This is a genomic window from Mesorhizobium sp. M0615 (assembly GCF_040320805.1).
In the GTDB taxonomy this organism is placed as follows: Bacteria; Pseudomonadota; Alphaproteobacteria; order Rhizobiales; family Rhizobiaceae; genus Mesorhizobium.
The window spans coordinates 105051-131934 of the sequence record NZ_JAMYQI010000003.1; the positions used below are offsets into that span (position 1 = coordinate 105051).

At 63.0% G+C, this 26884-nt stretch carries 25 protein-coding genes; 14 read left to right on the forward strand and 11 right to left on the reverse strand.

Annotated elements, in window-relative coordinates:
- Positions 1 to 237: 237 nt before the first annotated feature.
- The 4 genes from NKI46_RS05605 to gcvA form a co-directional block, all read right to left on the reverse strand.
- Positions 238 to 1545 carry an ABC transporter substrate-binding protein gene (locus tag NKI46_RS05605; protein WP_352745241.1) on the reverse strand — a complete coding sequence of 436 codons (1308 nt, stop codon included), beginning with the start codon at positions 1543 to 1545 and terminating at the stop codon, positions 238 to 240.
- 152 nt (positions 1546 to 1697) lie between these two features.
- Positions 1698 to 3140 carry a hypothetical protein gene (locus tag NKI46_RS05610; protein WP_352745243.1) on the reverse strand — a complete coding sequence of 481 codons (1443 nt, stop codon included), beginning with the start codon at positions 3138 to 3140 and terminating at the stop codon, positions 1698 to 1700.
- Positions 3141 to 3331: 191 nt separating this feature from the next.
- Complete coding sequence (gene pncB / locus NKI46_RS05615; protein ID WP_352497003.1) at positions 3332 to 4636, reverse strand: nicotinate phosphoribosyltransferase; 1305 nt, start codon at positions 4634 to 4636, stop codon at positions 3332 to 3334.
- A 169-nt stretch (positions 4637 to 4805) separates the two neighbouring features.
- Complete coding sequence (gene gcvA / locus NKI46_RS05620) at positions 4806 to 5774, reverse strand: transcriptional regulator GcvA (protein WP_023671280.1); 969 nt, start codon at positions 5772 to 5774, stop codon at positions 4806 to 4808.
- Positions 5775 to 5986: 212 nt separating this feature from the next.
- On the opposite strand from gcvA, the gene speB reads away from it, so the two are divergent.
- The 8 genes from speB (at position 5987) to NKI46_RS05660 (ending at position 13263) form a co-directional block, all read left to right on the forward strand.
- Positions 5987 to 7048 (forward strand): agmatinase, encoded by a 1062-nt coding sequence (speB, locus tag NKI46_RS05625; protein ID WP_023700439.1) that lies wholly within the window; start codon positions 5987 to 5989, stop codon positions 7046 to 7048.
- Positions 7049 to 7131: 83 nt separating this feature from the next.
- Positions 7132 to 7926 carry a transporter substrate-binding domain-containing protein gene (locus NKI46_RS05630; RefSeq protein WP_352745245.1) on the forward strand — a complete coding sequence of 265 codons (795 nt, stop codon included), beginning with the start codon at positions 7132 to 7134 and terminating at the stop codon, positions 7924 to 7926.
- Between the two features lie 6 nt (positions 7927 to 7932).
- Positions 7933 to 8589 carry an amino acid ABC transporter permease gene (locus tag NKI46_RS05635; RefSeq protein WP_023683571.1) on the forward strand — a complete coding sequence of 219 codons (657 nt, stop codon included), beginning with the start codon at positions 7933 to 7935 and terminating at the stop codon, positions 8587 to 8589.
- Positions 8586 to 9233, forward strand: coding sequence for an amino acid ABC transporter permease (locus NKI46_RS05640; RefSeq protein WP_023711356.1), 648 nt, complete (start codon positions 8586 to 8588; stop codon positions 9231 to 9233). Before NKI46_RS05635 ends, NKI46_RS05640 begins: the two co-directional genes overlap by 4 nt.
- A 68-nt stretch (positions 9234 to 9301) precedes the next feature.
- A complete protein-coding gene (locus NKI46_RS05645) occupies positions 9302 to 10390 on the forward strand; it encodes an ABC transporter substrate-binding protein (protein ID WP_502896799.1) in 1089 nt (362 codons plus the stop codon).
- Between the two features lie 184 nt (positions 10391 to 10574).
- Positions 10575 to 11612, forward strand: coding sequence for an ABC transporter ATP-binding protein (locus tag NKI46_RS05650; protein ID WP_023671274.1), 1038 nt, complete (start codon positions 10575 to 10577; stop codon positions 11610 to 11612).
- On the forward strand, positions 11609 to 12463 hold the full coding sequence (locus NKI46_RS05655) for an ABC transporter permease (protein ID WP_023711357.1): 855 nt from the start codon (positions 11609 to 11611) through the stop codon (positions 12461 to 12463). The genes NKI46_RS05650 and NKI46_RS05655 overlap by 4 nt, the downstream gene beginning before the upstream one ends.
- Positions 12460 to 13263 carry an ABC transporter permease gene (locus tag NKI46_RS05660; protein WP_023671272.1) on the forward strand — a complete coding sequence of 268 codons (804 nt, stop codon included), beginning with the start codon at positions 12460 to 12462 and terminating at the stop codon, positions 13261 to 13263. Before NKI46_RS05655 ends, NKI46_RS05660 begins: the two co-directional genes overlap by 4 nt.
- Positions 13264 to 13446: 183 nt before the next feature.
- Here the strand turns inward: NKI46_RS05660 and NKI46_RS05665 are convergent, their stop codons facing one another.
- Positions 13447 to 14445 (reverse strand): LacI family DNA-binding transcriptional regulator, encoded by a 999-nt coding sequence (locus NKI46_RS05665; protein WP_352745248.1) that lies wholly within the window; start codon positions 14443 to 14445, stop codon positions 13447 to 13449.
- Between the two features lie 195 nt (positions 14446 to 14640).
- Between NKI46_RS05665 and NKI46_RS05670 the strand changes: the two genes are divergently transcribed.
- Genes NKI46_RS05670 through NKI46_RS05690 form a run of 5 tightly spaced genes read left to right on the forward strand, consistent with a single transcriptional unit; the run spans position 14641 to position 19349 of the window.
- Positions 14641 to 15681: an ABC transporter substrate-binding protein gene (locus NKI46_RS05670; RefSeq protein WP_023815996.1), complete on the forward strand. Its 1041-nt coding sequence runs from the start codon at positions 14641 to 14643 to the stop codon at positions 15679 to 15681.
- Between the two features lie 27 nt (positions 15682 to 15708).
- Positions 15709 to 16746, forward strand: a complete 1038-nt coding sequence (locus NKI46_RS05675; protein ID WP_023700444.1) for an ABC transporter ATP-binding protein — start codon at positions 15709 to 15711, stop codon at positions 16744 to 16746.
- Positions 16743 to 17630: an ABC transporter permease gene (locus tag NKI46_RS05680; protein WP_023703702.1), complete on the forward strand. Its 888-nt coding sequence runs from the start codon at positions 16743 to 16745 to the stop codon at positions 17628 to 17630. The genes NKI46_RS05675 and NKI46_RS05680 overlap by 4 nt, the downstream gene beginning before the upstream one ends.
- On the forward strand, positions 17623 to 18414 hold the full coding sequence (locus tag NKI46_RS05685; protein WP_023739704.1) for an ABC transporter permease: 792 nt from the start codon (positions 17623 to 17625) through the stop codon (positions 18412 to 18414). The genes NKI46_RS05680 and NKI46_RS05685 overlap by 8 nt, the downstream gene beginning before the upstream one ends.
- Positions 18415 to 18428: 14 nt before the next feature.
- Positions 18429 to 19349 (forward strand): phosphorylase family protein, encoded by a 921-nt coding sequence (locus tag NKI46_RS05690; protein WP_352745252.1) that lies wholly within the window; start codon positions 18429 to 18431, stop codon positions 19347 to 19349.
- A 174-nt stretch (positions 19350 to 19523) separates the two neighbouring features.
- On the opposite strand, the gene NKI46_RS05695 is transcribed toward NKI46_RS05690, so the two are convergent.
- From NKI46_RS05695 to NKI46_RS05720, 6 genes are all read right to left on the reverse strand, one after another.
- On the reverse strand, positions 19524 to 20927 hold the full coding sequence (locus tag NKI46_RS05695) for an MATE family efflux transporter (RefSeq protein WP_352745254.1): 1404 nt from the start codon (positions 20925 to 20927) through the stop codon (positions 19524 to 19526).
- 187 nt (positions 20928 to 21114) lie between these two features.
- Complete coding sequence (locus NKI46_RS05700) at positions 21115 to 21876, reverse strand: SDR family NAD(P)-dependent oxidoreductase (RefSeq protein ID WP_352671038.1); 762 nt, start codon at positions 21874 to 21876, stop codon at positions 21115 to 21117.
- A gap of 28 nt (positions 21877 to 21904) precedes the next feature.
- Entirely contained in the window at positions 21905 to 22717 is an 813-nt protein-coding gene (locus NKI46_RS05705) for an ABC transporter permease (RefSeq protein ID WP_352745256.1), read from the reverse strand.
- Entirely contained in the window at positions 22717 to 23580 is an 864-nt protein-coding gene (locus NKI46_RS05710) for an ABC transporter permease (protein WP_352745259.1), read from the reverse strand. The genes NKI46_RS05705 and NKI46_RS05710 overlap by 1 nt, the downstream gene beginning before the upstream one ends.
- A 62-nt stretch (positions 23581 to 23642) precedes the next feature.
- Positions 23643 to 24806 (reverse strand): ABC transporter substrate-binding protein, encoded by a 1164-nt coding sequence (locus NKI46_RS05715; RefSeq protein ID WP_352745262.1) that lies wholly within the window; start codon positions 24804 to 24806, stop codon positions 23643 to 23645.
- Positions 24787 to 25923, reverse strand: a complete 1137-nt coding sequence (locus NKI46_RS05720) for an ABC transporter ATP-binding protein (RefSeq protein ID WP_023714536.1) — start codon at positions 25921 to 25923, stop codon at positions 24787 to 24789. Before NKI46_RS05720 ends, NKI46_RS05715 begins: the two co-directional genes overlap by 20 nt.
- A 113-nt stretch (positions 25924 to 26036) precedes the next feature.
- Between NKI46_RS05720 and NKI46_RS05725 the strand changes: the two genes are divergently transcribed.
- A complete protein-coding gene (locus NKI46_RS05725; protein ID WP_352626438.1) occupies positions 26037 to 26846 on the forward strand; it encodes a helix-turn-helix transcriptional regulator in 810 nt (269 codons plus the stop codon).
- Positions 26847 to 26884 lie beyond the last annotated feature (38 nt).

A 26884-nucleotide genomic window follows, 5' to 3' on the forward strand; every position in this document is an offset into this window, starting at 1 on the left:
GGGGAGGGTGACCGCGCAGCGGTCGGGTGGGGGTTGGGCACGGGCCGTCGCGGGCGCCCCCCCCCCGGCCGGGGCGCGGGGGGAGTAGGGGGGGGGGGGGGGGGGGCGCCCCGCCCCGCGCAGCGGGCGGGGGGGGGTGGGGCCCGGGCCGTCGCGACCCCCACCCCGTCTCGCAAGCTTCGCAAAAGTGCGAAGCTTGCGTGCCGACCCTCCCCACAAGGGGGAGGGTAAGGCGCCTCACAGCGCCTGCGTCGTATAATCCCCTTCGGCCTCGTAAAGCCCGTCCTCGATCTTGGTCTTGTGGACGACATTCAGCTTGCCACCTTCGACCTTGGAGATGTTCTGGATGCCAAAACACTGGTGGATCTTGCCGTTGAAGGTCTTCGGCCCCTGCGGATGCTCCGGCCCTTCGGCGAATTCGGTCAGCGCCTCGGTCGCCTCGACCAGCTTGGCGCGGTCTTCCGGGCCCTTGTAGCCGGCGTCTTCCATCGCCTTCTTGACGACATAGAGCGTCTCCCAGCAGCCGAACATGTGGGCGGCGGTGGAGACGTCCTTGGGGTCGCCGACGGCCGCGCCATTGTCGTCGATGCCGACAGCGGCGCGGTAGGCTTTCTGCGCGGCCGAGTCATTGGCCTGCGCATAGCGCGGCGAACCTTCCCAGAAATGGCTGCCGTCCAAAAATTCGAGGCCGGGGCTGTTGATGTCGGTGGCTTCGAGCGAATCGATGAAGCCGAACAGCTGCGGCCGGTTGGAGCCGTAGAACTCGCCGAGTTCCTTGACGAAGGTGAGCACGGCCGGGCCGACCATGACATGGTAGATGACTTCGGTCTCGGCCGGGATCTGCGGGAAGTATTTCGTGAAAGACGACTCTGTCGGCGGGATGGCGATCTGGGCGATGACCTCGGCGCCTTGCGCCTTCAGCGCCGGCGGCAGGTAGTCGCGATGGTCGTAGCCGAAGGCGAAGTCGGGGAAGATCTGCGTCACCTTCTTGCCGGCATTGGCCGCGATCCACGGCGCCATCGACTGGATCTGGCTCTTCACATCGGTGATGCCAGGCTGGAAGACGTAGCGGTTGAGCTTGGTCGAAGCGACGTGGTGGCCTTCGCTGACGACGAAATACGGGATCTTGTTTTCGCCGGCGGCCGGCGCCGAGCCGATCACCACATGCGAGAACAGCGTGCCGAAGACGATGTCGGTCTTGTGCTGGGTGGCGAACTTGCCGACCACCTCGGCGCCACGGCCGGGATCGGTGCCGTCATCCTCGATCACCAGTTCGACAGGTCGGCCATTGATGCCGCCGGCGTCGTTGATCGCCTTGACCGCGGCGGCACTGGTCTTTTCATACCAGCGGCCATAGGCGGCGCCGATGCCGGTGCGGTGCGACTGGAAGCCGATCTTGATTGGCGCTGAACTCTGCGCCTGGCTGTAGCGGACGAAGCCGGGCGCGAGCGTCAGCCCGGCGCCGGCGGCGAGACCTTTCAGCGCGGTGCGGCGGCTAAGGGTGGATGATTTGGAGAGATCGAAAAACCCATTCTTGTCAGTCACGGCAGTTCCCCTGTTTTTGAGTTTTGACTGTCTGTAACGAGGCAAGGCCACTCCCTTGCAGGAGGGGCAGAAATTGCATGTGTACAAACTAAATCACCAAAGCACAGAGCTTGCAAGCGGGCTTTCCGCAAAGGCATGTGGATCAGCTTGTCTCATCCGGCCGTCGGCGTGGCAAGCAACCACAGGCCGAAGATCGTGTAGGCAATCATCAGCATGGTGAGCGGCAACTGGCTGAGGGCGGCGCGCGATGGCACCTGGTGCAGTCGCCAGGCCAGTCCATGGGCAACGAGCACCGCCAGCATGTGCCCGGCGATGATGATGCCGGCCTGCAGGTTCCACAGCCACCAGGCGGAGTGGGCCCCGGCGACGATGCCGGCCTCGATCTGCATGTCGGCGGCGCCGAACAGGTTCCATCCCAGCGCGAACGGGTCGGACAAAGCGGCGATCGCATACTGGCCGTCGACCAGCAGCGCCGTCAGATAGTGCGTGACATGATAGGCGAGCGCGATCGGTACGATCGACCAGACCAGCAGCCCGGCGGCCTCGCCGTGGGAATGTCGGCTGCCGGCAAGGCGCTGGCCGAGTATGACGGCCAGCAGGAATGCCGCCGCGAGCAAGACGAAGGTCAGCACGAGGCCAAAGCTGCTTATGCCGATGAGCGCGGTGCGGCCGGGATATTCCAGCGGGTTGATGCCGAACAGGCCGAGCCAGAAGAAGGTTTTCGACAGGCCGTCGAAGGACACCGATGACAGGCTGAGCAGCAGGAAGGCGATACCGCTTGCCGGCAGGGGCGCTGCGCCGAGCAGTTTTGCGCCGGGCCAGCAGAGAGCGAGGCGGCCGTGTTCATCGCGCTCGACGATGGCGAAACGAGCCACCATGGCGAAAAAGATCGTCAGGAATTCGCCGCGCCGGCTCCAATCGCGGTAGCCGAAGGCGAGCATGGCGATGAAGGTAAGCAACCAGTAGAGGCCGGCGACATAGGCAAGCCGCGCCGGGTCGTCGGGCGCCGGGTCGATCAGCTCGAACCAGGCGAAGGCGAAGAACAGGATAACGGCCGGCCAGCAGCCGAGCCATGAAGGCAAACGCGATTCCTGTCCCTCACGGCCACGAAACTTGAACAGGCGGCTTTCGATCCGCCGCGGGCCATACCATGGATTCAGCCACGACCAGAGATCGCCGAACAGGCCTTGCGCGATGGCAAGGCCGACCCAGAGCAGCGTCCAGATGGTTAGCGACAGCGGATTGGAGAGCGGATCGCGGCTGCCGAACAGGCCGGCGGCGATGAGTGTTGCGAAACCGGCAAAGGAGATGAGGCTGATGATTGTGCGAGGGGTGTCGGCGAATGGGAAGAGCGGCAGGCGGCGGCGCCAGAAGCGGTCGAGGGTTGCGGGTGGCATCAGGGCGAGGACGAGGAAGCTTACCGCGACGGTAAGCGCGCCGCCGGCGATGTAGTAGCCGGTCGGGAGGAGGAGGACGTGGCCGCGGTCGGAGGCGTGGGCGAAGGCAGGGGTGGGGAGGAGTGTGAGGGTGGTGGTGATAAGGGTTGGCCGGTGACAGCCGCGCTCTACGACGCCCCCCTCTGTCCTGCCGGACATCTCCCCCTCAAGGGGGGAGATTGGCAGTTGCCCTGCCGGCGCTTCCTTTGCAACGTCGGAGATTAGCGAAGGCGGAGATGACGGGGTAATCTCCCCCCTTGCGGGGGAGATGTCCGGCAGGACAGAGGGGGGTGGGCGGGAACTCACGCTATCGCGATTTCCATTTCGTCCAGCAAGGCACCCACCGACCCTCAAACCTTGACCAGCTGCTCCACGCGGTCCTTCGCCCCAAAAATCCGAAGATAGCGCTCGATCTCCTTCTTGTCGCCCGTCGCTTTCGCCGGATTGTCCGACAGCTTCACCGCCGGCCTGCCATTGGCCTCCGTCACCTTGCAGACAAGCGATATCGCATCGAGGCTGTTGGTTTCGGTCGGCGCGCAGCCTTCGAAATCGTTGGTGAGGTTGGTGCCCCAGCCGAAGGACATGCGCACCTTGCCCTTGAAGTGCTTGTAGGTCTCCTCGATGGTTTCGACCTCGAGACCGTCGGAGAAGATCAGCAGCTTCTGCCTGGGGTCCTTGCCCTTCTCGCGCCACCAGTCGATGATTTTTTCGCCGCCTTCGATCGGCGGCGCACTGTCGGGGCGGAAGCCGGTCCAGTCGGCGACCCAGTCCGGCGCGTCGCGCAGGAAGGATGCGGTGCCGAAAGCGTCGGGCAGCACGATCAGCAGGTTGCCGCCATAATAACGCTGCCAGTCCTGCAGCACCTTGTAGGGTGATTCCTTCAATTCCTTTTCCGACTTGGCAAGGGCGGCAAAAACCATCGGCAGCTCATGCGCGTTGGTGCCGAGCGCTTCGAGGTCGTTGTCCATGGCCAGCAGCACGTTGGAGGTGCCGGTGAAGGCTTCGCCAATGCCTTCCTTGAGCGCCTCGACGCACCAGCGCTGCCACAGGAAGGAATGGCGGCGGCGGGTGCCGAAATCGGAGATGCGGATGCCGGGCAGCGCCTTCAAGCGTTCGGTCTTGGCCCACATCTTCCCCTTGGCGCGTGCATAGAGCACGTCAAGCGCGAAGGGACCGAAGGCGCGCATGGCGGCGCGGGAACGAAGCTCATTGATGATCGCCAGCGCCGGGATTTCCCACAGCGTAGTGTACATCCAGGGGCCACTGAAGGAGAGCTCGTACTGTCCGTCGCGCTTGGAGAGCTCGTAGTCGGGCAGCCGAAAACCTTCCAGCCAGGCGAGGAATTCCGGCTCGAAGATCTGCTTGCGGCCATAGAAATTGTTACCGCCAAGCCAGATCATCTCCTTCTTGGAGAAGCGCAGCGTGCGGGCATGGTCGAGCTGGTCGCGCAATTCGCCTTCGTCGATGTCGTCGGCAAGCCGCACCGAGGTAGTGCGGTTGATCAGCGAAAAGGTGGCGTCGACCTTGGGGTACATGCCCCAGATCATCTGCAGCATCAGAAGCTTGTAGAAATCGGTGTCGAGCAGGCTGCGGACGATCGGGTCCAGCTTCCAGGTGTGGTTATAGACGCGCCGCGCTATATCGGTTCTTGCCATGTCCTGCCGTCGCCTTCGCTGCTCACGTCTTTCTTACGCAATTCCGGACGGGAAACCGCCGCACAGTTTTCCTGGAATTGCCCGGCAAGAGCTTATTAGCATTGAATTTTTGAAAGCGCCTCCCGCTTTCCGGGCTGGCCCGACAAAAAGCAGTCGCTCCGGTCCAGCCTCAACTCTTGGCGCCCACCACCCGCAGCGCCGGACGCTTCCGGCGGCTGCCGATGCGGCCGGCCACCGGCGCGTCGGCGCGGCTGTCGGCCTGTTCCTTTTCGGCGAACAGCCAGTCGACGAACAGCTGTACGATCGGCGCTGAACGCATCTCGTTGCGGCAGACCACATAGAAATCGTCGACCGCCGGCACCGACAGGCTGAACGGCGCCACCAGCAGGCCCCTGGCGAGCAGCATGCTGGCGGTGACGGAATCGCCGAGCGCGACGCCGTGGCCATGCACCGCGGCTTCGATCGCCGTGCGGGCGTCGCCGAGATGGTGACGGCGGCCACGTTCGAGGTCGAGCCCATCGGCGGCGGCCAGCCAGGTGTGCCATTCGCGGCCATCATCGCCATGCAGGATGACATGGCCAGCAAGATCCCGGCAGATGCGGAGCGGCCGGTTGTTGATCAGCGTCGGACTGACCACCGGGAACAGTTCGAGGCCCGACCATTTGCGCATCCAGCAATCGGTCCAGCTGCCGTCGCCATAGAGCACGCAGACATCGACCTGTGGGGCGCGGATGTCCTTGGGGTCGTTGGACGGGATCAGCGTCAACCTGATATCAGGATATTGCGCCATGAAGCTGCCGAGCCGCGGCGTCATCCACAGAAGCAGCAGCGCCGGCACGCAGGAGACCGACAGCGTACCAGCGCTGGCTGGCCTGGTCATGCGCTGGGTGGCGGCGGCGATGCCGTCGAAGGCGGTCGAGACCGCCGGCAGCAATTCGGCGCCGTGCGGGGTGAGCTTTACCCGCTGTCCGGTGCGTTCGAACAGTTTTACGCCGAGTGATTGCTCGAGCGCCTTGATCTGGTGGCTGATTGCGCCGTGGGTGACGTTGAGCTCACTCGCCGCCTTGGTCAGCGAGGCATGCCGCGCCGTCGCCTCGAAGGCGCGCAAGGGATTCAAGGGGGGCAGACGCTTGGCCATGAGCAACCGGATACTCTGTGAGATTTTCTCACAATCAGCACCGTAACAATATCAATTGATTTTTCAATGCGGCTGCCGGACACTTTGGCAGGTCAACAGCATCAATGACGTGAAATCTACAGGCAGCCAGCGGGACAGCGACCCGGCCGGATGATGGTCAGTTCGCAGATGTCGCCACGGCCGCATGCATCAGCCCGCAGGAGGAGACCGACATGGGTTATGATAGAGGCAAGCTGGAAGCCTTGCGCCGCAAGTATGGCGAGAGCCATGGCGGCGAGATGTTCGACCCGAAGTTCCGCAAGGTCGCCGACAAGATCTTCTCCAAGAGCGGCACAAGGCTGGCGCCCTATGCCGGCATCCCCACCTTCCTCGCCGCGCCCTACCGTGAAATCGCTGCCGACAATCCGGATTTCGGCGATTTGCAGGTGGCGATCATCGGCGTGCCGATGGATCTCGGCGTCACCAACCGGCCCGGCTCGCGCTTTGGACCCAGGGCGCTGCGCGCCATCGAGCGCATCGGCCCTTACAATCATGTGCTGGAATGCGCGCCGACGCATGAGCTTCGCGTCGCCGACATCGGCGATACGCCGTTCCGCAGCCGTTACCGGCTGGAGATCAGCCACGAGGATATCGAGCGCCGCACCAACCAGATCGTCGATGCCGGCGTGCTGCCGCTCTCGGTCGGAGGCGACCACTCGATCAGCCATCCGATCCTGAAGGCGGTCGGCAAAAAGGCGCCGGTCGGCATGATCCACATCGACGCTCATTGCGACACAAGCGGGCTGTTCGACATGACCAAGTTCCATCATGGCGGACCGTTCCGCAACGCGGTGCTGGACGGCGTGCTCGACCCGACCCGCACCATCCAGATCGGCATCCGCGGCTCGGCGGAGTATCTGTGGGAGTTCACCTATGAATCCGGCATGACGGTCGTGCATGCCGAAGAGGTGACGGGTCTCGGCATTCCGGCCATCATCGAGAAGGCGCGCAGAATAGTCGGCGACGGCCCGACCTACATTTCCTTCGACGTCGACAGTGTCGATCCGGCCTTCGCGCCGGGTACCGGCACGCCGGAAATAGGCGGCCTGACGACGCGCGAGGTGCTCGAACTGCTGCGCGGCTTGAAAGGTCTCAACATTGTCGGCGGCGATGTCGTCGAGGTGGCGCCGCAATATGACGCGACCACCAACACCGCCCATGTCGGCGCCCAGGTCCTGTTCGAGATCCTGAGCCTGATGGTGTTCAGCCCGGCGATCACCGGCAAGGGGGCCTGACGGATTTCACACGCAAAGGCGGCCGCCGCGCTGGAGCCGGCGGCCGTTTCTAAAACAAACAAGCTTCCAGAAGGGGAATACCAATGACAATCCAAATGAAATCAACCATCGCCGCCGCGCTGATGCTCGCCGGCCTCGGCTTCGCCTCCCAGGCCCATGCCGATGCCGTCGACGACATCACCAAGGCCGGCGCCATCAATGTCGGCATCTTCTCCGACTTTCCGCCCTTCTCCTCGGCCAGCGCCGATATGAGCATCAAGGGTTACGACGTCGACGTCGCGCAGGCGATCGCCGATTCACTCAAGGTGAAGCTCAATCTGGTCAGCGTCACCGGCCAGAACCGCATCCCGTATCTCACCGACAAGCGCGTCGATATCCTGATGAGCGTCGGCTATTCCAAGGAGCGCGAGGAGGTGATCGATTTCGCCGCCGCCTATGCGCCCTACTACATCGCCGTCATCGGTCCGGCAGCGCTTTCGATCAAAGGCAAGGAAGATCTCGCCGACAAGTCGATCGCCGTCAATCGCGGCACGCTCGAGGATACGTCGTTGACCGAAGCGGCGCCGGCATCGGCCGACATCAAGCGCTTCGACAACTACAACTCCGTCATCCAGGCCTTCATCTCCGGCCAGACGCAGCTGATGGTGGTCGGCAATGATGTCGGCGCGCAGGTGCTGGCCAAGCAGGACGCGCTGAAGCCGGAGCAGAAGTTCCAGCTTCTGACCTCGCCTTCGCATATCGGCCTCAACAAGAAAGAGGACCGGCTGAAGACGGCGGTCAATGATGCGGTTGCCAAGATGCTGGCCAACGGCAAGCTCGACGAGAGCTCGAAGGTCTGGCTGAAGACGCCGCTCAATCCCGACAACCTCAAGGATTGAGTTCTCGTGGCTTTTGCCTGGCTCCCAGGTGCTGTGGGCGACATCGCGCGCGGCGCGGCCACGACGATCCTGTTGATCGTCGTGACCACGCTCGTGGGCACGCTGCTCAGCATCCTGGGCGCTGCCGGCCGGCGCAACGGCCCGGTATTCGTGAAGCGCGCCATCGCGGTGTATGTCGAGGTGATGCGCAACACGCCGTTCCTGGTGCAGCTGTTCTTCATCTTCTTCGGACTGCCCAGCCTCGGCATAAGGCTCGATCCGATCCTGGCAGCCATGTTGGCAATGACGCTCAACATGGCGGCCTACACCATTGAAATCGTCGGCGCCGGTCTCGATGCCGTGCCCGGCGGACAGACGGAAGCCGCCTTGGCACTCGGGCTTCGGCCACGCCAGGTGTTTGTCAAGATCGTGCTGCCGCAGGCGCTCAAGGTGATCTATCCGGCGCTGACCAGCCAGATCGTCATCATGATGCTGGAATCGGCCGTGGTGTCGCAGATCGCCGTGCGCGAGCTGACCTATGAGGCCGACATGCTGCAAGCCCGCACCTTCCGGTCCTTCGAAACCTATTTCGTCGTGACCCTGGTCTACCTCGTCCTGTCCATGGCCTTGCGCCGGCTGCTGGTCACAGGCGGGCGCCGCGTGTTGGGGGCAGGTGTCACATGATCGAATTCACCCTCTGGGACATCGTTCGCAATCTGCTGCTCGCCGCCCGCTGGACGGTGCTGTTGTCACTGGCCGCCTTCGTCGGCGGGGCGCTGGTCGGGCTGATCGTGCTGTTCTTCAGGATCGCAGAGAATAAATGGAGCCAGCGGGTCGCTTCCGGCTACATCGCCCTGTTCCAGGGAACGCCGCTGTTGATGCAGCTGTTCCTGATGTTCTTCGGCCTGCCGATGCTCGGCCTGCGCATCGAGCCATGGACGGCAGCGGTGCTCGGCCTGACCTTCTTCGCCAGCGCCTATCTGGCCGAGATCTGGCGCAGCGGCGTCGATGCGCTGCCGCTGGGACAGTGGGATGCCGGCGCCAGCCTTGGCCTGCACCGCCTGCAGGAGCTCAGGCTGATCATCCTGCCGCAGGCGTTCTCGATCACAAGGGCGCCGATCGTCGGCTTCCTGGTGCAGTTGATCAAGTCGACGGCGCTGACCTCGATCATCGGCTTCGAGGAGCTGGTCAGAACCTCCAACGCCATCAACAACGCCACCTTCGAACCGTTCAAGGTCTACGGGCTGGTGGCGCTGATCTTCTTCGTCATGTGCTTTCCACTGACGCAATACGCCCGTACGCTCGAACAACGAGCGGCGGCCCACTGACGCCAGGCGGCGACAGTGCGTGAAGGGAACCTGCCGGAATAGAACGGCATCAACTGAGGAGAAACCAGATGAACAGACTGATTGGAAAATCCCTGACACGGCGCGGCGTGCTTGGTGCGGGCCTCGCTACAGCCGGCGTGCTCGCCATGCCGTCGATCCTGCGCGCGCAGGACAAGTCGCTGAAGGTCGGCGTCTATGGCGGCTATTTCAAGAAATCCTTCGACGAGCACGTCTTCCCCGATTTCACCAAGGCCACCGGCATTGCAGTGGAATCGGTCGCCGAGCCGACCGGCGAAGCCTGGCTGGTGCAGCTCGAACAAGCGTCCAAGGCCGGCCAGGCGCCGGCCGACCTTTCGATGATGTCGCAGACCTCGACGCTGAAGGGCCAGTCGACCGAATTGTGGACGCCGCTCGATACGTCGAAGTTCAAGCACTACAACGACCTCTTGCCGCGCTTCGTCAACAAATATCCGGATGGCCGGGTCGCCGGCATCGGCGCCGTCGCCTGGTGGATCACGCTGGTCTCCAACACCGATGTCTACAAGGATGCGCCGACCTCATGGGAGACGCTGTGGGACAAGGCCAATGAGGACAAGCTCGGCCTGCTGGCGCTTGCCTCGAACTCGTTCCTGCTCGAAGTGACGGCCAAGACCTTCATGGGCGGCACCAATGCGCTCGACACCGAGGACGGACTGAACAAGGCGTTCGAAAAGCTCGCCGAGCTCAAGCCGAATGTCCGGCTGTGGTATCGCGACGAGGCGCAGTTCGAGCAGGCGCTGAAGTCGGGCGAGATCCCGATGGGCCAGTATTATCACGACGTCACCGGCCTCGCGGTCGCCGACGGCTTCCATCTCCGCTCGACCTTCCCGAAGGAAGGCGGCATCCAGGACTCCGGCAATTGGGTGCTGTCGCGCGCCTCGACCAAGGTCGACGAGGCACATGCATTCATCGACTATATGAGCCAGCCGTCAATGCAGGGCCTGATGTCGCGCAAGGTCGGCACCACGCCGACGCTGAAGAAGGAGGTGCTTGATCTCAAGCCGGAAGAGTTCGCCGCGGTGTCGTCGGATATCGATCCGATCATTCCGCGCTACGACCTCTATACGTCGAAGGCCGACTGGATCAACCAGAAGTGGACCGAGCTCATCGTCGGCTGAGCCGTTCGATCCGCTTAAAAACTGATCGGCCGCCGGACCTCTTCCGGCGGCCCGTTAGAGCAGTTCACCGTTTCATGGAAACGGCGACCTACTCCAACTTTCTTGTTTGTAAGCAATTCCGGACGGAAAACCGTTACACACTTTTCCTGGAATTGCTCCAGCGCACAGCCTGAGAGGGATGAGCATGTCCGGACTAGACATCAACGCCGTCACCAAAAAATTCGGCAACTTCGCCGCCGTCGACAATGTGCAGCTCAACGTGCCGCACGGCACGTTCGTGTGCCTGCTCGGCCCGTCGGGCTGCGGCAAGACCACGCTGCTGCGCATGATCGCCGGGCTGGAGGAGCCGACCAGCGGCGCCATCGTGCTCGACGGCGAGGACATCACCCCGCTGCCGACGCACAAGCGCAATCTCGGCATGGTGTTCCAGTCGCTGGCGCTGTTTCCGCATCTCTCTGTCGGCGACAACATCGCCTATGCGCTGCGCATTCGCGGCGCCTCGAAGGAGGAGCAGAAGAAACGCGTCGACGAGTTGCTGGGCCTGATCCATCTGACCGGCTTTGCCGACCGCCCGGTGGCCAAACTGTCGGGCGGCCAGCGCCAGCGCGTGGCGATCGCCCGGGCACTGGCGCTGTCACCAAAGCTGTTCCTGCTCGACGAGCCGCTGTCGGCGCTCGACGCCAAACTGCGCGAGGCCATGCAGGTGGAACTGCGGCAGCTGCAGCAGCGGTTGGGCATCACCACCATCGTCGTCACCCACGACCAGCGCGAAGCCATGACCATGGCCGACCTGGTCGTCGTCATGGGCCACGGTAGGATCCTGCAGGCGGCGCCGCCCATCGAGATCTACCGCAAGCCGGCCGACGCCTTCGTCGCCGACTTCATCGGCATCACCAATCTGCTGCCGGCCGAGATCGACAGCACCGGGCGCACCACCATTCTGGGCACTGCCATTCCGGGCCTTGCCATGCCGGCGGGTCAGACCAAAGCGTCTGTTTCGGTTCGCCCGGAGGATGTGCATCTCGGCAGCCCCGGCGGCTCGGCCATCACCGGCGAGGTGAGTTTCGTGCGCGATCTCGGCGGCACCATCGAGACCTTCGTCGACGTCGGCGGCACCAGCATCATTGCGGTGACGACGCCGCGCGAGCGGCATGACGTGCCGGTCGGCGCCAAGGTCGGCGTAACATTGCCGCCGGCAAGCTGCGTGGTGCTCGGCGCATGAGACGCGAAGCCCCGAAGTCGATAGCCGACTACACGCCGCTGTTCTTTCCGGCGCTGATGCTGGTCGTCTTCTTCGTCGTGCCGTTCTCGACGATGATCGCGGTCAGCTTCTTCAAGCGCAACCCGTCTGGTTTTTACACGCCGGATTTCGTGTTCGACAATTACGCCCGCTTCCTGTCGGTATTCTTCGGCGGCGTGCTCGGCTTTTCACTGATGCTGGCGGTGCTGGTCGCCGTCTGCTGCGTGGCCATCGCCTTCCCCTTCACCTACCTCCTGACCCGCCGGCCGCGCCGCGTGCAGACGCTATGGCTGGTCGGCCTGTTGTCGGTGCTGTCGCTGTCGGAAGTCATTATCGGCTTTGCCTGGTCGACGCTGTTTTCGCGCACGGCGGGCATCACCAATCTGTTCGTGGCGATCGGGCTGATGGACAAGCCGGTGGCGCTGCTGCCGACCTTCGGCGCGGTGCTGACCGGCATGGTTTACCAGGCGCTGCCCTATACGATCCTGGTGCTTTACCCCGCTTTGGTCCGCCTCGATCCGACTCTGTTAGAGGCCGCGCGCACGCTCGGCGCCTCGCCTATCCGCGCCTTCTTCAACGTCGTCGCGCCGGCGCTGCGCAACACCATCGTGGCGACGCTGATCATGGTCTTCGTGTTTGCGCTCGGCTCCTACCTGCTGCCGCAGATTCTCGGACGGCCGCAACACTGGACGCTGTCCGTGCTGATCACCGACCAGGCGATCTACCAGTCCAACATGCCGTTCGCAGCCGCAATGGCGGTGTTCCTGGTGCTGATCTCGCTGGCGCTGGTCGGACTGACGCTGCTCGTCGGACGCCGCGAGAATGCACTATGACCGCGACCTTGCTGCGCCGTGTCTATTTCACCATCGTCGCTTTGTTCCTGGCGGCGCCGCTGATCGTGGTGGCCGGGGTTTCGGTCAACTCGCGGCAGGAACTCAGCTTCCCGCCGGTCGGCTTCTCGCTCGCCTGGTACGCCCAGATCTTCACCGACCCGGAATGGCGGCTGGCGCTGATCCATTCGGTGACGCTGGCCGTTTGCTCGGCGGCAATTGCGGTTGCTGTTGCGCTGCCGCTGGCCTGGTTCCTGTGGCGGCGCATCGCGCCCTGGGCAAACATTTTCCAGGTGCTGGGGCTTGCCCCCTTCATCCTGCCGCCGGTCATCACCGCGCTCGGCTTTCTCAGCTTCTGGGCGACGGTCGGGCTGTTCGGCCAGTTCTTCACCGCCATCATCAGCCACGCCATCTTCTTCGTGACGCTGCCGCTGGTGACGCTGTCGCTGGGCTTTGCCTCGATCGACCGCTCGCTGGTAGAGGCCGCCGCCACCATGGGCGCCGACGACCGCACGGTGCTGAAGACCGTGGTGCTGCCGCTGATCCTGCCCTACCTCGTCTCGGGCTACGCCTTCGCCTTCGTCTTGTCGCTCAACGAATACATCGTCGCCTACATGACGATCGGCTTCACCACCGAGACGCTGCCGATCAAGATCTTCAACGCGCTGCGCTATGGCTACACGCCGACCATGGCTTCGGTGTCGGTGTTCTTCGTCGCGGTGGCGGCACTGGTGTTCGGCTCGATCGCCAGGTTCGGCGATATTCGCAGATTGCTCGGCGCGATGTCGTCCGACGGGAGCTGAGCGCAATCATTCTAAGTAACAGCACCAGTACAGCACCCCTCGATCGCTGCTCAGACCACCAATGCCATGAAGGTGCTGAGTGCACCCTATGCACTCGCGCAGGCGGCAGCTTCGCGCCTCATCTCGGACTCAGGGGTGAACCTAAGTGCTCCTCGAAAGCGGACAACTGACTTCTTCGCCCGACTATTCGCCAGGGTCGAACTCACCTTTGAACAAGACCGTCTCCACCGGCCCGAGGGGATTGACGATCCGGCTCTCCAGGACTTCGACAAGTTTGCGTCCGACACCCGCTATGTCCACGAAATGAACGCCGATCTTCGCAGGCAAGAAACGTGACAGCCGCGTGCTGTCCCGAGTGACAATGTGGATGTCACTCCCTGGCGCGAGACCTCTTCTGCCAAGAGCGTGTAGTGCCCCCAAAAGGCCCAGTTCGTTGGCGCAAGCCAAGCCCGTCGGCGGATCTGACCAGGCCAGCATGCGATCGAACCAGGCTGCGCTCGATTCCATGGTGAACATTCCATGACCGATCAGCGACTGGTCGATCGGAATACCAGCCTCGGCCATTGCCCTTCCATACCCGGAAAGACGCATGGCACTCGCCTGGTCGCCCGGAACGAGAAGTTGCAGCGCAATGCGTCGGCAGCCCTTGTCCACGAGCCGCCGGGTCGCCTCGTAGGCAATCTGTTCATTGTCGATGTCGACATAAGGATATGCTGTATCCAGGTCAGTTCTTCCAAACGCGACGAATGGCATGCCTCTATCCAGCAATAGCTTAACGCGTGGATCACCCGAGACCATGCGCGTGATAATCAGTCCGTCTGTGCTGCCCGCCTGAAGCTGTCGCTGCACACTCTCGATGGGGTCATCATCGGGCGTGGTGGAGTAGATGGATAGACTATAACCCGCTTGCCGTGCCGCCAGCGTCATGCCTTCGATTAACGGAAGCTTCAACAGATCGGACAGATGATCTTGTGTTTCCATCGGGTAGATTGCTGTCATCGTCAGCGTGCGGCCAGTTTTGAGCGCGAAGCCATGATGATTTGGCACATAGCCGACCCGCTGCGCCACTTCCTTGACGCGAGCGATGGTGGCGGGATGAACCTCCCGCCCATCCTTCAGCGCGCGGGATACCGTGGTCACCGAAAGGGAAAGTTCCGCCGCGATCTGTTTCAGGTTGGTCATGTCGCCCGACCTCATTTGCGAAAGCGCCGGCTGATTTGCTGACTTCCACTACGTGACCGAATTCCACCTCACGGTCAATCCAAGCTCTCGCTAAAGCAGCTTGACTCTCCTGCAATTGGATGCAATCGTAACGTTACGATTGGCAAGAATTGGCCATTTTTAGCGCGTCTCAACAAGTTCTAGGGAGGAGAACCTATGTCTTGGTTACGCATTTCCTTGGCGGCATTCGCATTCTCGGCCGCCGTGCCGGTCTATGCCCAATCAGTCACCATCACGACCGCGGGCGGCGATTATGGCAACGCCATGAAGGAAGCCATGTGGGGCCCCGCTGCAAAAGAGCTTGGCTATGATGTCGGCGAGGAGACCCTCAGCGACGGCTTGGCCGCCCTGAAGATGCAGGTTACCTCGGGCGCGGTCACAACCGACGTCATTCACCTGGGCTCACCGGAGGGCGCGCAGGCCGCCGCACAGTCGCTGCTGGAGCCGCTCGACTACACGATCATCGACCCAAAGGCCGTGCCGGACGGCGCAAAGTCCGACTACTGCTATCCATTCGACTCCTATGGCACCGTCTTGTCGTGGAACACCAAGACCTATGGCGAAAACCCGCCGAAGACATGGGCGGAGTTCTGGGACGTTGCCAAATTCCCCGGCCGTCGTGCGCTGCGTGCCAATGCCCAGGACTCGATCGAGATCGCGCTGCTCTCCGATGGCGTAGCACCGGCGGACGTCTATCCCGTTCTCAGCACGCCAGAGGGTCTGGATCGCGCTATCAAGCGGCTCGAAGCACTCAAGCCGAATGTCGCCGTTTGGTGGACCTCGGGAGCGCAGTCGGCGCAGTTGCTGAAAGATGGTGAGGCGGATTTGGTCGTTACCTGGAACGGGCGGGCCCAAACCGTAAAAGCAGATGGCGGCGCGGCCGACTACACGTTCAAGGGTTCCGTCATTGGCACCGACTGTCTTGCGGTGCCGAAAGGGGCGCCGAACAAGGAAGCAGCTATGAAGCTCATCGCAGCGATGACACAGCCCGCGCGCGTGGCGAAGCTGACCGACTTCATAGCCTATGGCCCAGTCAATCCTGCTGGCTATGAGGGTGGCCTTATCCCCGAGGACCGTCTCAAGACGCTGGCGACCGCGCCTGAAAATGCCGGCACTTCGGTGTTTTCGAATTCAGAATGGTGGGTCAGGAATGGCGAGGCTGCCCAAAAAGCCTTCGATGAGATGATGGCCCGCTGAGTCTCAGCTCTAAGGCTTGAGCACATGATGAAGTCGCTCCCGATCACCATCGACAGCGTGCGCAAGACCTATGGATCTTACGTCGCGCTGGACGATGTCTCGCTCGACATTCGGGCTGGCGAATTCCTCACGCTGCTGGGGCCATCGGGATCGGGCAAGACCACGCTGCTCATGGCTCTGGCCGGCTTTGTCCGGCCGGATTCCGGTAGACTTCTGTTGGGCGATCGCGACATTACCCGCCTGGCCCCGAACAGGCGCAACATCGGCATAGTCTTCCAGAACTACGCCCTGTTTCCCCACATGAACGTTCTGGCAAATGTTGAGTATCCGCTGGTGCTGCGCAAGGTACCGAAAGCCGACGCCCGCCAGCGGGCGCTCGACACTTTGGACCGCGTGAAGCTCGAAGGTTTGGCGGAGCGCAACATTGCCGCATTGTCCGGCGGCCAGCGCCAGCGGGTTGCGTTAGCGCGGGCGATCGTCTTCGAGCCGCGCGTGATGCTGATGGACGAGCCGTTGTCGGCGCTCGACAAGAATTTGCGCGAAACCATGCAGTACGAGATCCGGCGTCTGCACGATGATCTGGGGATCACCACGATTTATGTGACGCATGACCAGCGCGAAGCACTGATCATGTCAGACCGGGTCGCGGTGATGAATTCCGGCCGTATTCAGCAGATCGACACGCCACAGCGGATTTATGATCGTCCATCGACCCGCTTTGTCGCTGAGTTCATGGGTGAGGCCAACATTGTGGCCCCGGGCGCGGTGCGCAGAATAGACGGCGCCGATGCATCAAGCGAAGCTCTGATGATCCGCGCCGAAAGTTTCCATCTTGATGCGAAGCTCGTCGGGCGAGACGGGGTGGCGCTCGAGGGAACGCTGCGCGCCAAGGCGTTTCGCGGCGAGAACTGGCTTTTGACGCTGGCGCTTGACGGCGGGCAAGAGATTCTTGTCTGCGTTCCGGCGGCGATGGCCAGCGGCTGCGGCGAGCTTGCGACCGGTCAGCGAGTGACCGCATATGCACCGGCAGCGAAAGTTCACGCGATACCGGGAGCAGGAGCGTGACCGTCATCGCCGATCCTGCGCTCGCGGCAGACGCACGACGCGAGCGGCGGTTCTTCCTGTCGCTTTCAGTGCCCGCGCTTTTGATCGTTGGGCTGGCGGCGATCCTGCCCATCGTCTGGATTATCCGCCAATCCTTCCTCACCACAGCGGGTGAATACACCGTCGGCAACTACGAGAAAGTGCTTTCGAGCGGACTGACATGGTCGGCACTCGTCACCACCCTTGAGCTGTCCGTGGGCACGCTGGCGATCTGCATTCTACTCGGTACCCCCTTGGCGCTCGCCCTGGCCAGCACCAGACCAAGGGTGGCCAATTTGCTGATGGCCTTCGTCATGCTGCCGTTGTGGACCTCCATTCTGGTGCGCACCTATGGCTGGCTCGTTCTGTTGCGACGCGATGGCCTGATCAACGCGGCTTTGACCGGTTCAGGCCTGACAGCTGAGCCCTTGCCGCTGGTCTACAACTTAACGGGAACGCTCATCGGCATGGTTCACTACATGCTGCCGCTCTTCCTGCTGCCCGTTTATGCGGCGATGCGCGATATCGATGCAAACCTCGTTCGCGCGTCGGCGAGCATGGGCGCCACGCTCGGACAAACGATCCGCACGGTCATTCTGCCGCTTTCGGCCGGCGGCATCTTCTCGGGTTCGATCATCGTCTTCATTTACACCATAGGGTTCTTCATCACGCCCGCGGTGCTTGGCGGCGGCAAGGTAAACCCTCTTTCCACCCGGATCGAGCGCACGCTATCGACCTTCCAGGATTGGGGCTCGGCGAGCGTCCTGGGCATCCTGCTCCTCGTACTAATGGCGTTGGTGGGGGTGATGTTCCTGGCTGCGCGGCGGCTGATTGCCGGACGCAGCATCGGCACAGCCCATGCTTGAAGCCTATCCAGATAGCAGGCTGGCCCGCATCCTCCTGTGGAGCTTTTGCGCGCTCGTTATGGCGTTCCTGATGCTGCCGACGCTCGTCGTCGTGCCGCTCTCTTTTTCGGCGTCCAATCTTTTGGAGTTCCCGCCGCGCGCATACTCGTTGCGCTGGTACGAGGCTTTCTTCGGTTCGGCGGCATGGATGGCCGCACTCAGGACGAGCCTGATCCTTGGCACATTGACGGCGATGATCGCAGTGCCCCTGGGGCTGCTGGCCTGCATTTCGATAAATCGGCTCGGCGGAAAGGCCGCCATTGCCATTCAGGGTATTCTGCTAACCCCTTCTATCGTGCCGGGAATCCTGCTCGCGATTGGTCTCTTCTTTGTTCTGGCGGCCCAACGTCTGGTCGGAACGCTGTTCGGTGTCCTGGTCGGACATGTGGTGCTGGCCATTCCGGTCGCCTGCATTGTGTTGTTGCCCGCCTTGGCCCGCTTTGACTGGAACCAGGTTCAGGCGGCGCGCAGCCTGGGCGCAAACTGGGCAAGAGCCATTGGCGGAATAATTGTCCCCCAACTTCGGATAAGTCTGTTGTCGGCCACGCTGATGGCCTTCCTGACCTCGCTCGATGAATCCGTCATTTCGATCTTCGTCGCGAGTGGTCAAAACAGCACGCTGCCGAAGCTCATGTTCCTGTCGCTGCGCGATCAGATCGACCCGACCATTGCGGCGATTTCGACCTTGTGGACCGTCATCGTCGTGGTCGTTGTCCTCGTCGTGACCCTTCGCCAAAAATCCTGACCGAGATTGGAAACATGCCCAACAATCATCATGCAGCCGACGATCTGGCGGATCATTCAACGGACATACCCCAGGTGGGGTTGGCGATCATCACCGGCTCGGCGAATTGGGGTCTCGCCTTTCCGGAAGATGTCGAAGTCGATGGCGTCCGCACCTTGCAACGAGACATGAGTTTCGAAACCCCTTTCGGTCCCAGCGACAATTGGAAACTGCTCGAATTCGATGCATCTATTACCGTCGAGGGCAAAACGAAACGTGCCCTGTGCATGTATTCGCACGGCAATCCCCGAGACCATATCGACCATTCCTGTCATCGCCGCGCGTTCTGGGTCTTGATGAAAGCGGGTGTAAGGCAAGTGCTGGCCTGCTCGACTGTTGGCGCCGTCAACAAGGCGATCCAGCCCGGCGACATAGTCGTAAACGCCGATATCATCGAACTGTCGCAGACCCCGTTTTCACTTCTGCCTGGCCGCCAGAGCTTCGACTGCTCGGGCAAGCAGATCGTATGTCCAAGATGTGCGGCATTGTTGGCCGAGACCGCCCGGCGCCATTGGCCAGCCGGATGCCGCGTCCATGGCATCGAGCAGCAGCTGGTGGCTGCCCACTGCTACGGGCCGCGACTGACAACTCCCGCCGAAGCTCTGGCGTATCGAAGCATGGGAGCGGACGTGCTCAACCACTCGATCGCCCCTGAGGCCACCTTATCGCGCGAGATCGGCGCCTGTTTCGTGCCCCTGGCGTTCGTCACGGCCGGCTTCAACGACTATATGGACCGCGAGCGCGAGAAATTGCTGCAGGAGCACGTGCTGCCAAGCCTCTCTATGACAGCCTCGCGGGTTGCGCTGGAGACCGCGGCGCGACTTCCGGCCAATCCGGAATGCTCTTGCCACGGCTTGAAGTCGCCCCAACCGGCAGAGCGTTCTACCCGGTTCTGAAAAGCAGCGAGAGTCTGGGATCGTTCACTCGCAACGATGCTCGCGTCGAACTGAGAGTCCGCTTTTGAAGATCCCACGCCCGAAGCGTTCGGCCGCTCGCGGCCCAAAAGGCGACCCCAGACATCTGCTCTGCAGTGACTGCTTCGGGCAGCGGGCGGACCGCTTGGTGTGCCGTCAATGGCTGAAGACGAGTGGCGGCGCGATGCGATCCCGCCTGAGCCAGCGGGCCAGGAGCAGCACCGCCACCACGGCCAGACCTGACGCCAGGCCGATCCAGATGCCGACGCCGTGCAAGCCGAAATGGAAGGCGAGCAGCACACCGAGCGGCAGGCCGATGCCCCAATAGCCGATCGCGGCATAGATCATCGGCACCTTGGTGTCGTGCAGGCCGCGCAGCATGCCGGCGGCAACGGCTTGCGCACCGTCGAAGATCTGAAACAGCGCGGCAAAGGCCAGGAACGACACGGCCAGCGCGATCACCCTGGCGTTCGCCGGATCGGTCATGTCGATGAAGGCGCTGATCAACAGATGCGGCCACAGCACCATCACCAGCGCCATCAGCGCCATGGACGAGACGCCGATGACGAAGGCGGTCCAGCCGGCGCGCGAAACGCCGGCCGGATTGCCGGCGCCGTGGGCCAGGCCGACGCGCACGGTGACGGCCTGGTTGAGACCGAGCGGCACCATGAAGGAGATCGAGGCGATCTGGATGGCGATGGCGTGCGCGGCCAGCGAATCCGCATCAATCAGGCCCATCAGCAGGGCTGCTGCATTGAAGATCGTCACCTCGAAGGCGAGGATGCCGGCGATCGGCATGCCGAGCCGCAGCAGACCCTTGAAGCGCGGCCAGTCGGAGCGCCAGAAGCGGCCGAACAGGCGATAGCGGCGAAACTTCTTCTCCAGCATCACCACGGCTGCCAGGCCGCAGAACATCAGCGTGCTCGACAGGGTGGTCGCCAGCCCCGAGCCGGCAATGCCCATCGAGGTGACGCCGAGATTGCCGAACATGAACACCCAGTTGAAGAAGGCGTTGCAGGCAACGGCGACGAAGACGATGATCAGCGCCCAGCCCGGCCGCTCCAGCGCCGAGATGAAGGAACGCAGCACGATATAGCCGTAGAAAGGCAGCACCGCCCATTCGAGCCAGCGCAGATAGATGCCGGCCTGACGCGCCAATGCCGGCTCCTGGCCCATGGCCAGCAGAATGGCCTCGCCATGCCACAGCACGATCCAGATCGGGATCGAGATCAGGATCGCCAGCCACAGTCCCTGGCGCACGGTGCGACGCAAATCGCGCACCGAATAGCGGCGGCGGCCAAGCTCGGTGGCGATCATCGGCGAAGTCGCCAGCATCAGGCCGAGGCCGAAGATCAGCGGCATGAAATAGAGGTTGGCGCCGAGCGCGCCGCTGGCCAGCGTGTCCGCGCCCAAACGCCCCATCATCATGACGTCGGTGGCGGTCATCGCGGTCTGGCCGAGATTGGTCAGCACCATCGGCCAGGCCAGCGCCAGCGTCGCCCTGATTTCCTGACGCCAAAGATTTTCCGGCGCACGAGCGCCGGCTTCGATCGCAGACATTGTCCTGCTCTTTCCGATTGCGGCGCGTCGGCAACGAGGCCGGAAGCCGCACTTCCAAACGGCAAAACCTTCGGTTTCGCAGCGTTTGCGTCGTTCTATTGGACGAAATGCGGCATGAAGGCAAGGGAGGACGGGCAGCCGGCGATTGAGCCAGAGGCGGGAACCATTCCTGCCGACGGCCCTTGGATCAGCCGATGCTTTCGCCGCCGTCGATCACCAGCGCCTGGCCGGTCATGAAGGATGAGCGGTCGGAGACGAGGAACAGGATCGCTTCGGCGATCTCTTCGGCGCTCGCCCAGCGCCCCATCGGGATCTTGGTGCGGACATAGGTCTCGATCGCCTCGCGGCCGCCCATTTGGGCGATGAACGGCTCGTTGAAGGGGGTGTCGACCCAGCCGGGGCAGAGCGCGTTGACGCGCACATTGTGCCGGGCATAGTCGAGCGACATCTGCCTGGTCATCGCCACCACGGCATGTTTGGACGTGGCATAGGCGATCATCTCGCGGTCGTAGAAGACGCCCGAATTCGAAGCCGTGTTGAGGATGACGCCGCCGCCTTGCGCGACCATTGCCGGCATGACCAGCCGCGCGGCCAGAAACTGCGCCCGTACATTGATGCGCCATGACGCATCCATGCCATCGACCTCGACCTCGGTCAGCGTGCCGCCGACCTGGATGCCGGCGTGATTGTGCAGAATGTCGATGCGGCCATACTTGCCGAGAGTGCCGGTGATGAGCTGCCCGACCGCGGCGTCGTCAGAGACGTCGGTGACAACGGCCTCGGCCTGCCCGCCCACTGCCCGGATGTCCGCCGCTGTCGTCTCGCCGCTGGTCTTATCCCGGTCGGCGATGACCACCACAGCGCCTTCCCTGGCCATGATCATGGCGCCGGCGCGGCCGATGCCGGAACCGGCGCCCGTCACCACGGCGATGCGGTCTCTAAGGATCATGAATTTGTCTTTCAGCTGGATGGCTTGTTCAGTTTGACGGCTGGCGCTGGCGCAGCTGCCATTGGGCAAGCACCACCAGAAGAACCGAGGCGACGAGCACGATGGTGGCGATGGCGTTGATTTCCGGCGTCACGCCGCGCCGGATCGAGGCGAAGACATAGATCGGCAGCGTCGTCTGCGCGCCGGCGACGAAGAAGGCGACGATGAAATCGTCGAAGGAGAAGGTGAAGGCGAGCAGGAAACCGGCGATCACCGCCGGCATGATCTGCGGCAGCACGATCGAGCGGAACGTGGTCAGCGGCGTGGCGTAGAGATCGCTCGAGGCCTCGACCAGGTTGCGGTCGAGCCTGGCGAGACGCGTGCCGACGATCATCGTTACCAGCGCCATCGAAAACAGGCCATGGGCGGCGATGATCGATCCATAGCCGAGCGACAGGCGCGGCGGCTGGTCGTTTGGCCAGATCGAGGCGAGGAACGGATTGAGCACGCCAAACAACTGGACCAGCGCGACGAGCGTCGAGATGCCGATGACGACGCCGGGAACGACAATCGCGGCACCCATCAGCGCGTCGAAGACGGCACGGGTTCTGAGCCCAACCCGCGCCAGGCCGAGCGCCGCTGCCGTGCCGCACACCGCCGCCAGAAGCGCGCTGGTGGTGGCGATGAACAGGCTGTTCTTCAGCGCCTCGACGAGGAACGGGTTCGACAGCGCCGTGCCGTACCATTGCACCGAAAAGCCGGTGAACTCGCTGGCATGGCGGCCGGCGTTGAAGGAGAACAGCACGACCAGCGCGATCGGCAGATAGAGGAAGGCGAAGACGGCGGTGACGAAGGCGCGCATCAGATCAGATCCACCCGGCGGGCGCCCGACACCCGTGTTGAGATGCGGTTGGCGGCTATCAGCACCACCACCGAAACCGCCACCAGCGTGACGGCGATGGCCGAGCCGAACGGCCAGTTGCGCGACTGCAGGAACAGGTCGACCAGCGCGTTGCCGATGAAGAACACCTTGCCGCCGCCAAGCAGCGTCGGGATGAGATATTCGCCAAGCAGCAGGATCATGACCAGCGAGAAGCCGGTCATGACGCCCGGCAGCGACAGCTTCAGCGTCACCCCCAGAAAGGTTGAGAGCGGGGTCGCGCCGAGATCGGCGGAGGCTTCCAGCAGCCTTCGGTCGAGCCGCTCGAGACTGACATAGATCGGCAGGATCATGAGCGGCAAATAGCCATAGACGATGCCGAGCAGCACGGCGCCCGGCGTGTTGATCAGCCTGACATCCTCGATGCCGACAAAGGCCAGCAGTGCGGGAACGCCGCGTCCGCCCAGAATGTACATCCAGGCATAGGTGCGCATCAAAAGGCTGGTCCAGAACGGAATGACGACGAGCGCAAGCAGGATCAGCCGCCAGCGCTCCGGCGCCTTCAGGGCGAGATAGTAGGCAACCGGGTAGGCGACGAGCAGGCAGGCAAGCGCGCCCACAGGCGCCAGCATCATCGTGTTCCAGAAGGCGGTCGCCCTTGCCGGGAGATTGGCGTATTGCGCCAGCGTGAAGGCGGCCTGATAGCCGCCCTCCGGCGCCCGCTCGCCGACGCTGAACACGGCAATGGCGACGAACGGCAACACCAGAAACACCACCAGCCACGCTGTAGCCGGAGCGAGCAGCAGCGCTGTCAGGATGTTATGCCGAAATCTGTTGCCGTGCATGGAAACCGCCCCGATGCCGGCGGACCTAGGCCCGCCGGTTTTCCGTTTGCGTCAGGCCAGCCTCAAGCCGACTTGAAGCGCGCCATCAGCTCGGCCCGGCCGGGATCGGTCAGTGTTGCCGCCGCGCCGAACTCGAGCGGCGTCAACAGGTCCGCCGCAGGATAGAGGATCGGATTGTCGAGCACTTCCTTGGGCAGCAGCTTGTTGACGCGTGCGTCGGTCGAGGGCGCGCCATTGGCGAGATGCTCCTTCACAGCAACCTCCGGGGTCATCAGATAATTGAGCAAGGCATAGCCGGCCGGCTTGTTCGGCGCGTCCTTCGGGATGGCGTAGAAATCGGTCCAGATTTCGCCGCCCTCCTTGCCCAAGACATAGGCGATCTCTGGAATATCGCGATGCAGCTGTGCGCCATCATTCGTCCAGCACATGGTCATCCAGGCGTCGCCCGCCCGCATGGCCGGCTGGTAGTCCGAAGAGACCGCGAACAGATGCGGCTTGACCTTGAGCAGCAGTTCCTCGGCCTTGGCGAGTTCGTCCTGCTTCAGCGAGTTGAAGGAATAGCCGTAATATTTCAGCGCGTTGCCGATGGTGGTCAGCTGGTAGTCATGCACCATGGTGCGGCCATCACCCTCAGCCATGGCGACGTCCCAGAATTCCTTCCAGCTGGTCATCGGCTTGGCCAGCTTCTTGGTGTTGACGGCAAAGCCCGTGGTGCCCCAGTTCTTCGGCACCGCGTAGGTCGTGCCGTCGATCGTGCCTTCCGAGGTGAAGCGCGGGTCCTCTTGGGAGCCGTCGAAATTCGGCAGCTTGGCCATGTCGAGCGGATCGATGATGCCGAGTTTCTTGTAGGTCGAGATCGTGTAGTTGGTTGGCACGAACAGGCTCCAGCCCGAGGCGCCGGCCTGCAGCTTGGCAAGCATCTCCTCATTGGAGCCGAAGACGTTGACCTCGACGGCGACGCCGGTGTCCTTCTTGAAATTCTCGAAGGTCTGCGGGTCGTGATAGTTCGGCCAGGTGGCGATCGACATGCGGTCGCCGAGGTTTTCGGCGGCGAAGGCCGGCGTCGGCATGATGCCGAGCTCGCGCGCCATCACCGCGGTTGCGATGCCCAGGCCGGTGAGGCCGAGGAAATCGCGGCGGCCGATCGAGCCGCGCTTCAGGCGCATCAGCTGGTCGACGAAGTTCTCAGAGCTAATCGGCAGTCCGTCACGATATGATTTCGACATTTTTTGCTACCCTCTGGTTGGTCCCGTTGTTCTTGGTCTCCGGAAACGCCAGCGGCGTCCCGGAGGCAAAGCCGATGGCGACGGGTTCACCCGGCTTGAAGAGATTGCCATGGCCGATCACATGGTCGGCCTTGGCCAGCAGCGTTCCGATGCCCTGCACCTCGACGGCGTATTCCGCCGTCGAGCCCAAGAAGATCCGGTTGCGCACGATGCCCTTGAAAGGGCTGCCTTTGGTGGCGCCGAGGCTTAGCGATTCAGGACGCAGGCTGACAGAAACGGTCTCGCCCTGCTGCAAGGCGGTTCGTTTGCGCGCGGCAATGACGGTTCCGTCCGCCAGCGCCACATTGACAAGATCGCCTGTATGCCCGGCAACCTTGCCGCTCAACAGATTGGTCTTTCCGACGAAGTCGGCGACGAACAGGTCGGCCGGCTCGTCATAGATCTCGCTCGGCTGGCCGAGTTGTACGATGCGGCCGCCATTCATGACGCAGACGAAGTCGCTCATCGACAGCGCTTCCTCCTGGTCGTGGGTGACCAGCACGAAGGTGATGCCGATCTCGCGCTGCAGGTTCTGCAACTCGATCTGCATATCGGTGCGCAGTTTCTTGTCGAGCGCCGCCAGCGGCTCGTCGAGCAACAGCACCGCCGGCTTGTTGACCAGTGCGCGCGCCAGCGCGACGCGCTGCTGCTGGCCGCCGGAGAGTTCGTGGATCTTGCGGCGGCCATAGCCGGCGAGCCGCACCATTTCGAGCGCCTCGCCGGCGCGCCGGCCGATTTCCTGCGACGACAGGCGTGGCCGTGCCTGGCGCAGCCCGTAGGACACATTGGCTTCCACATCGAGGTGCGGAAACAGCGCGTATTGCTGGAACACCATGTTGACCGGCCGGCGATAGGGCGGCGTTCCGGCCATGTCCCGGCCACGGATGAACACCTGGCCTTCGCTCGGCTGCTCGAAGCCGCCGATCATGCGCAGGCATGTGGTCTTGCCGCAGCCGGACGGTCCGAGAAGGGCGACAAAGGCGGAGGGCGGCACAGCCAGATCGATGCCGCTGACGGCGGTCACAGCGCCATAGCGCTTGGTGACGCCGCGAAACTCGATGTCGGGCACTGCGGTCAAAGTGCTGGCTCCAGCAACAGGGCTATTCCAGGACGCTACCAGAGCCAATGGCGTCTAGTATATACCTCGCTGGTGGTATATCTGATCTATTTTCTCGTTTAAGGGGGTATAGATTGAGTGCGTCCCGCAGCGACGAATACAGCCGGCTCGCAGCCCTTGTCGCGGCGACACGGGAGACGAGCGGCGACCTGTTCGGCAAGGCAATGGTCGGCTGGTTGAGCCAGCATGTCGGCTTCGACCACTGCGTGATCTTCGGTTACCGCGGCGCCTCGCGGCCGCCGCTGCTGTTCGAAACCTTCTCGCCTGACGAGAGCCATGTCTTCGTCACGCTCTATCAGGAAGGACCTTATCTGCTCGACCCATTTCATCACGCGGCGGTGGAGCGCAAGGAGGGGTTCTGGCGCATGCGCGAACTGGCGCCCGACCGCTTCTATGCCAGCGAGTATTTTCGCACCTACTATAGCCAGACAAGGCTGGCCGAGGAGGTCGGCTTCTTCGTGCCGCTGCCCGGCAAGGATGCGCTGGTGCTGTCGCTGATGCGATTGCACGCCTCGGGTCCCTTCGGCACCGCCGATGCCAGGCTGCTGCGCGACATGGCGCCGGCGGTCATCAACTTCGCCCGGTTGCGCTGGCCCGCACTTGCGGCCGAGGAGCAGGACGAAGCGGAGCAGGGCGAGACGATCGCCGCCGTCAACGAGTTCGACCGCGCCCACATTTGGGAAAGCCTGTCGCTGACCCCGCGCGAAAAGCATGTCGTCGATCTGGTGCTGCAGGGGCATTCCACCGAGTCGATCGCAAGAGCCATGCGCATCGTGCCGGGAACGGTGAAGGTCCATCGCCGCAACATCCATCGCAAACTCGGCATCAAATCCCAGGCCGGGCTGTTCGCCCGCTTCATCGAGATCATCGAGAGCCGGCGTTGAAATCGCTGAGGCAGACATCGTTCACTTGCCGGCGACAG

What these genes read in the sequence shown, in the direction of transcription:
- NKI46_RS05610 (WP_352745243.1), bottom strand. Translation starts at nt 3,140, where the DNA reads ATGTCCGGCAGGACAGAGGGGGGCGTCGTAGAGCGCGGCTGTCACCGG.
- pncB (WP_352497003.1), bottom strand. Translation starts at nt 4,636, where the DNA reads ATGGCAAGAACCGATATAGCGCGGCGCGTCTATAACCACACCTGGAAG.
- gcvA (WP_023671280.1), bottom strand. Translation starts at nt 5,774, where the DNA reads ATGGCCAAGCGTCTGCCCCCCTTGAATCCCTTGCGCGCCTTCGAGGCG.
- speB (WP_023700439.1), top strand. Translation starts at nt 5,987, where the DNA reads ATGGGTTATGATAGAGGCAAGCTGGAAGCCTTGCGCCGCAAGTATGGC.
- NKI46_RS05630 (WP_352745245.1), top strand. Translation starts at nt 7,132, where the DNA reads ATGACAATCCAAATGAAATCAACCATCGCCGCCGCGCTGATGCTCGCC.
- NKI46_RS05640 (WP_023711356.1), top strand. Translation starts at nt 8,586, where the DNA reads ATGATCGAATTCACCCTCTGGGACATCGTTCGCAATCTGCTGCTCGCC.
- NKI46_RS05645 (WP_502896799.1), top strand. Translation starts at nt 9,302, where the DNA reads ATGAACAGACTGATTGGAAAATCCCTGACACGGCGCGGCGTGCTTGGT.
- NKI46_RS05650 (WP_023671274.1), top strand. Translation starts at nt 10,575, where the DNA reads ATGTCCGGACTAGACATCAACGCCGTCACCAAAAAATTCGGCAACTTC.
- NKI46_RS05655 (WP_023711357.1), top strand. Translation starts at nt 11,609, where the DNA reads ATGAGACGCGAAGCCCCGAAGTCGATAGCCGACTACACGCCGCTGTTC.
- NKI46_RS05660 (WP_023671272.1), top strand. Translation starts at nt 12,460, where the DNA reads ATGACCGCGACCTTGCTGCGCCGTGTCTATTTCACCATCGTCGCTTTG.
- NKI46_RS05665 (WP_352745248.1), bottom strand. Translation starts at nt 14,445, where the DNA reads ATGACCAACCTGAAACAGATCGCGGCGGAACTTTCCCTTTCGGTGACC.
- NKI46_RS05670 (WP_023815996.1), top strand. Translation starts at nt 14,641, where the DNA reads ATGTCTTGGTTACGCATTTCCTTGGCGGCATTCGCATTCTCGGCCGCC.
- NKI46_RS05675 (WP_023700444.1), top strand. Translation starts at nt 15,709, where the DNA reads ATGAAGTCGCTCCCGATCACCATCGACAGCGTGCGCAAGACCTATGGA.
- NKI46_RS05685 (WP_023739704.1), top strand. Translation starts at nt 17,623, where the DNA reads ATGCTTGAAGCCTATCCAGATAGCAGGCTGGCCCGCATCCTCCTGTGG.
- NKI46_RS05690 (WP_352745252.1), top strand. Translation starts at nt 18,429, where the DNA reads ATGCCCAACAATCATCATGCAGCCGACGATCTGGCGGATCATTCAACG.
- NKI46_RS05695 (WP_352745254.1), bottom strand. Translation starts at nt 20,927, where the DNA reads ATGTCTGCGATCGAAGCCGGCGCTCGTGCGCCGGAAAATCTTTGGCGT.
- NKI46_RS05700 (WP_352671038.1), bottom strand. Translation starts at nt 21,876, where the DNA reads ATGATCCTTAGAGACCGCATCGCCGTGGTGACGGGCGCCGGTTCCGGC.
- NKI46_RS05705 (WP_352745256.1), bottom strand. Translation starts at nt 22,717, where the DNA reads ATGCGCGCCTTCGTCACCGCCGTCTTCGCCTTCCTCTATCTGCCGATC.
- NKI46_RS05710 (WP_352745259.1), bottom strand. Translation starts at nt 23,580, where the DNA reads ATGCACGGCAACAGATTTCGGCATAACATCCTGACAGCGCTGCTGCTC.
- NKI46_RS05715 (WP_352745262.1), bottom strand. Translation starts at nt 24,806, where the DNA reads ATGTCGAAATCATATCGTGACGGACTGCCGATTAGCTCTGAGAACTTC.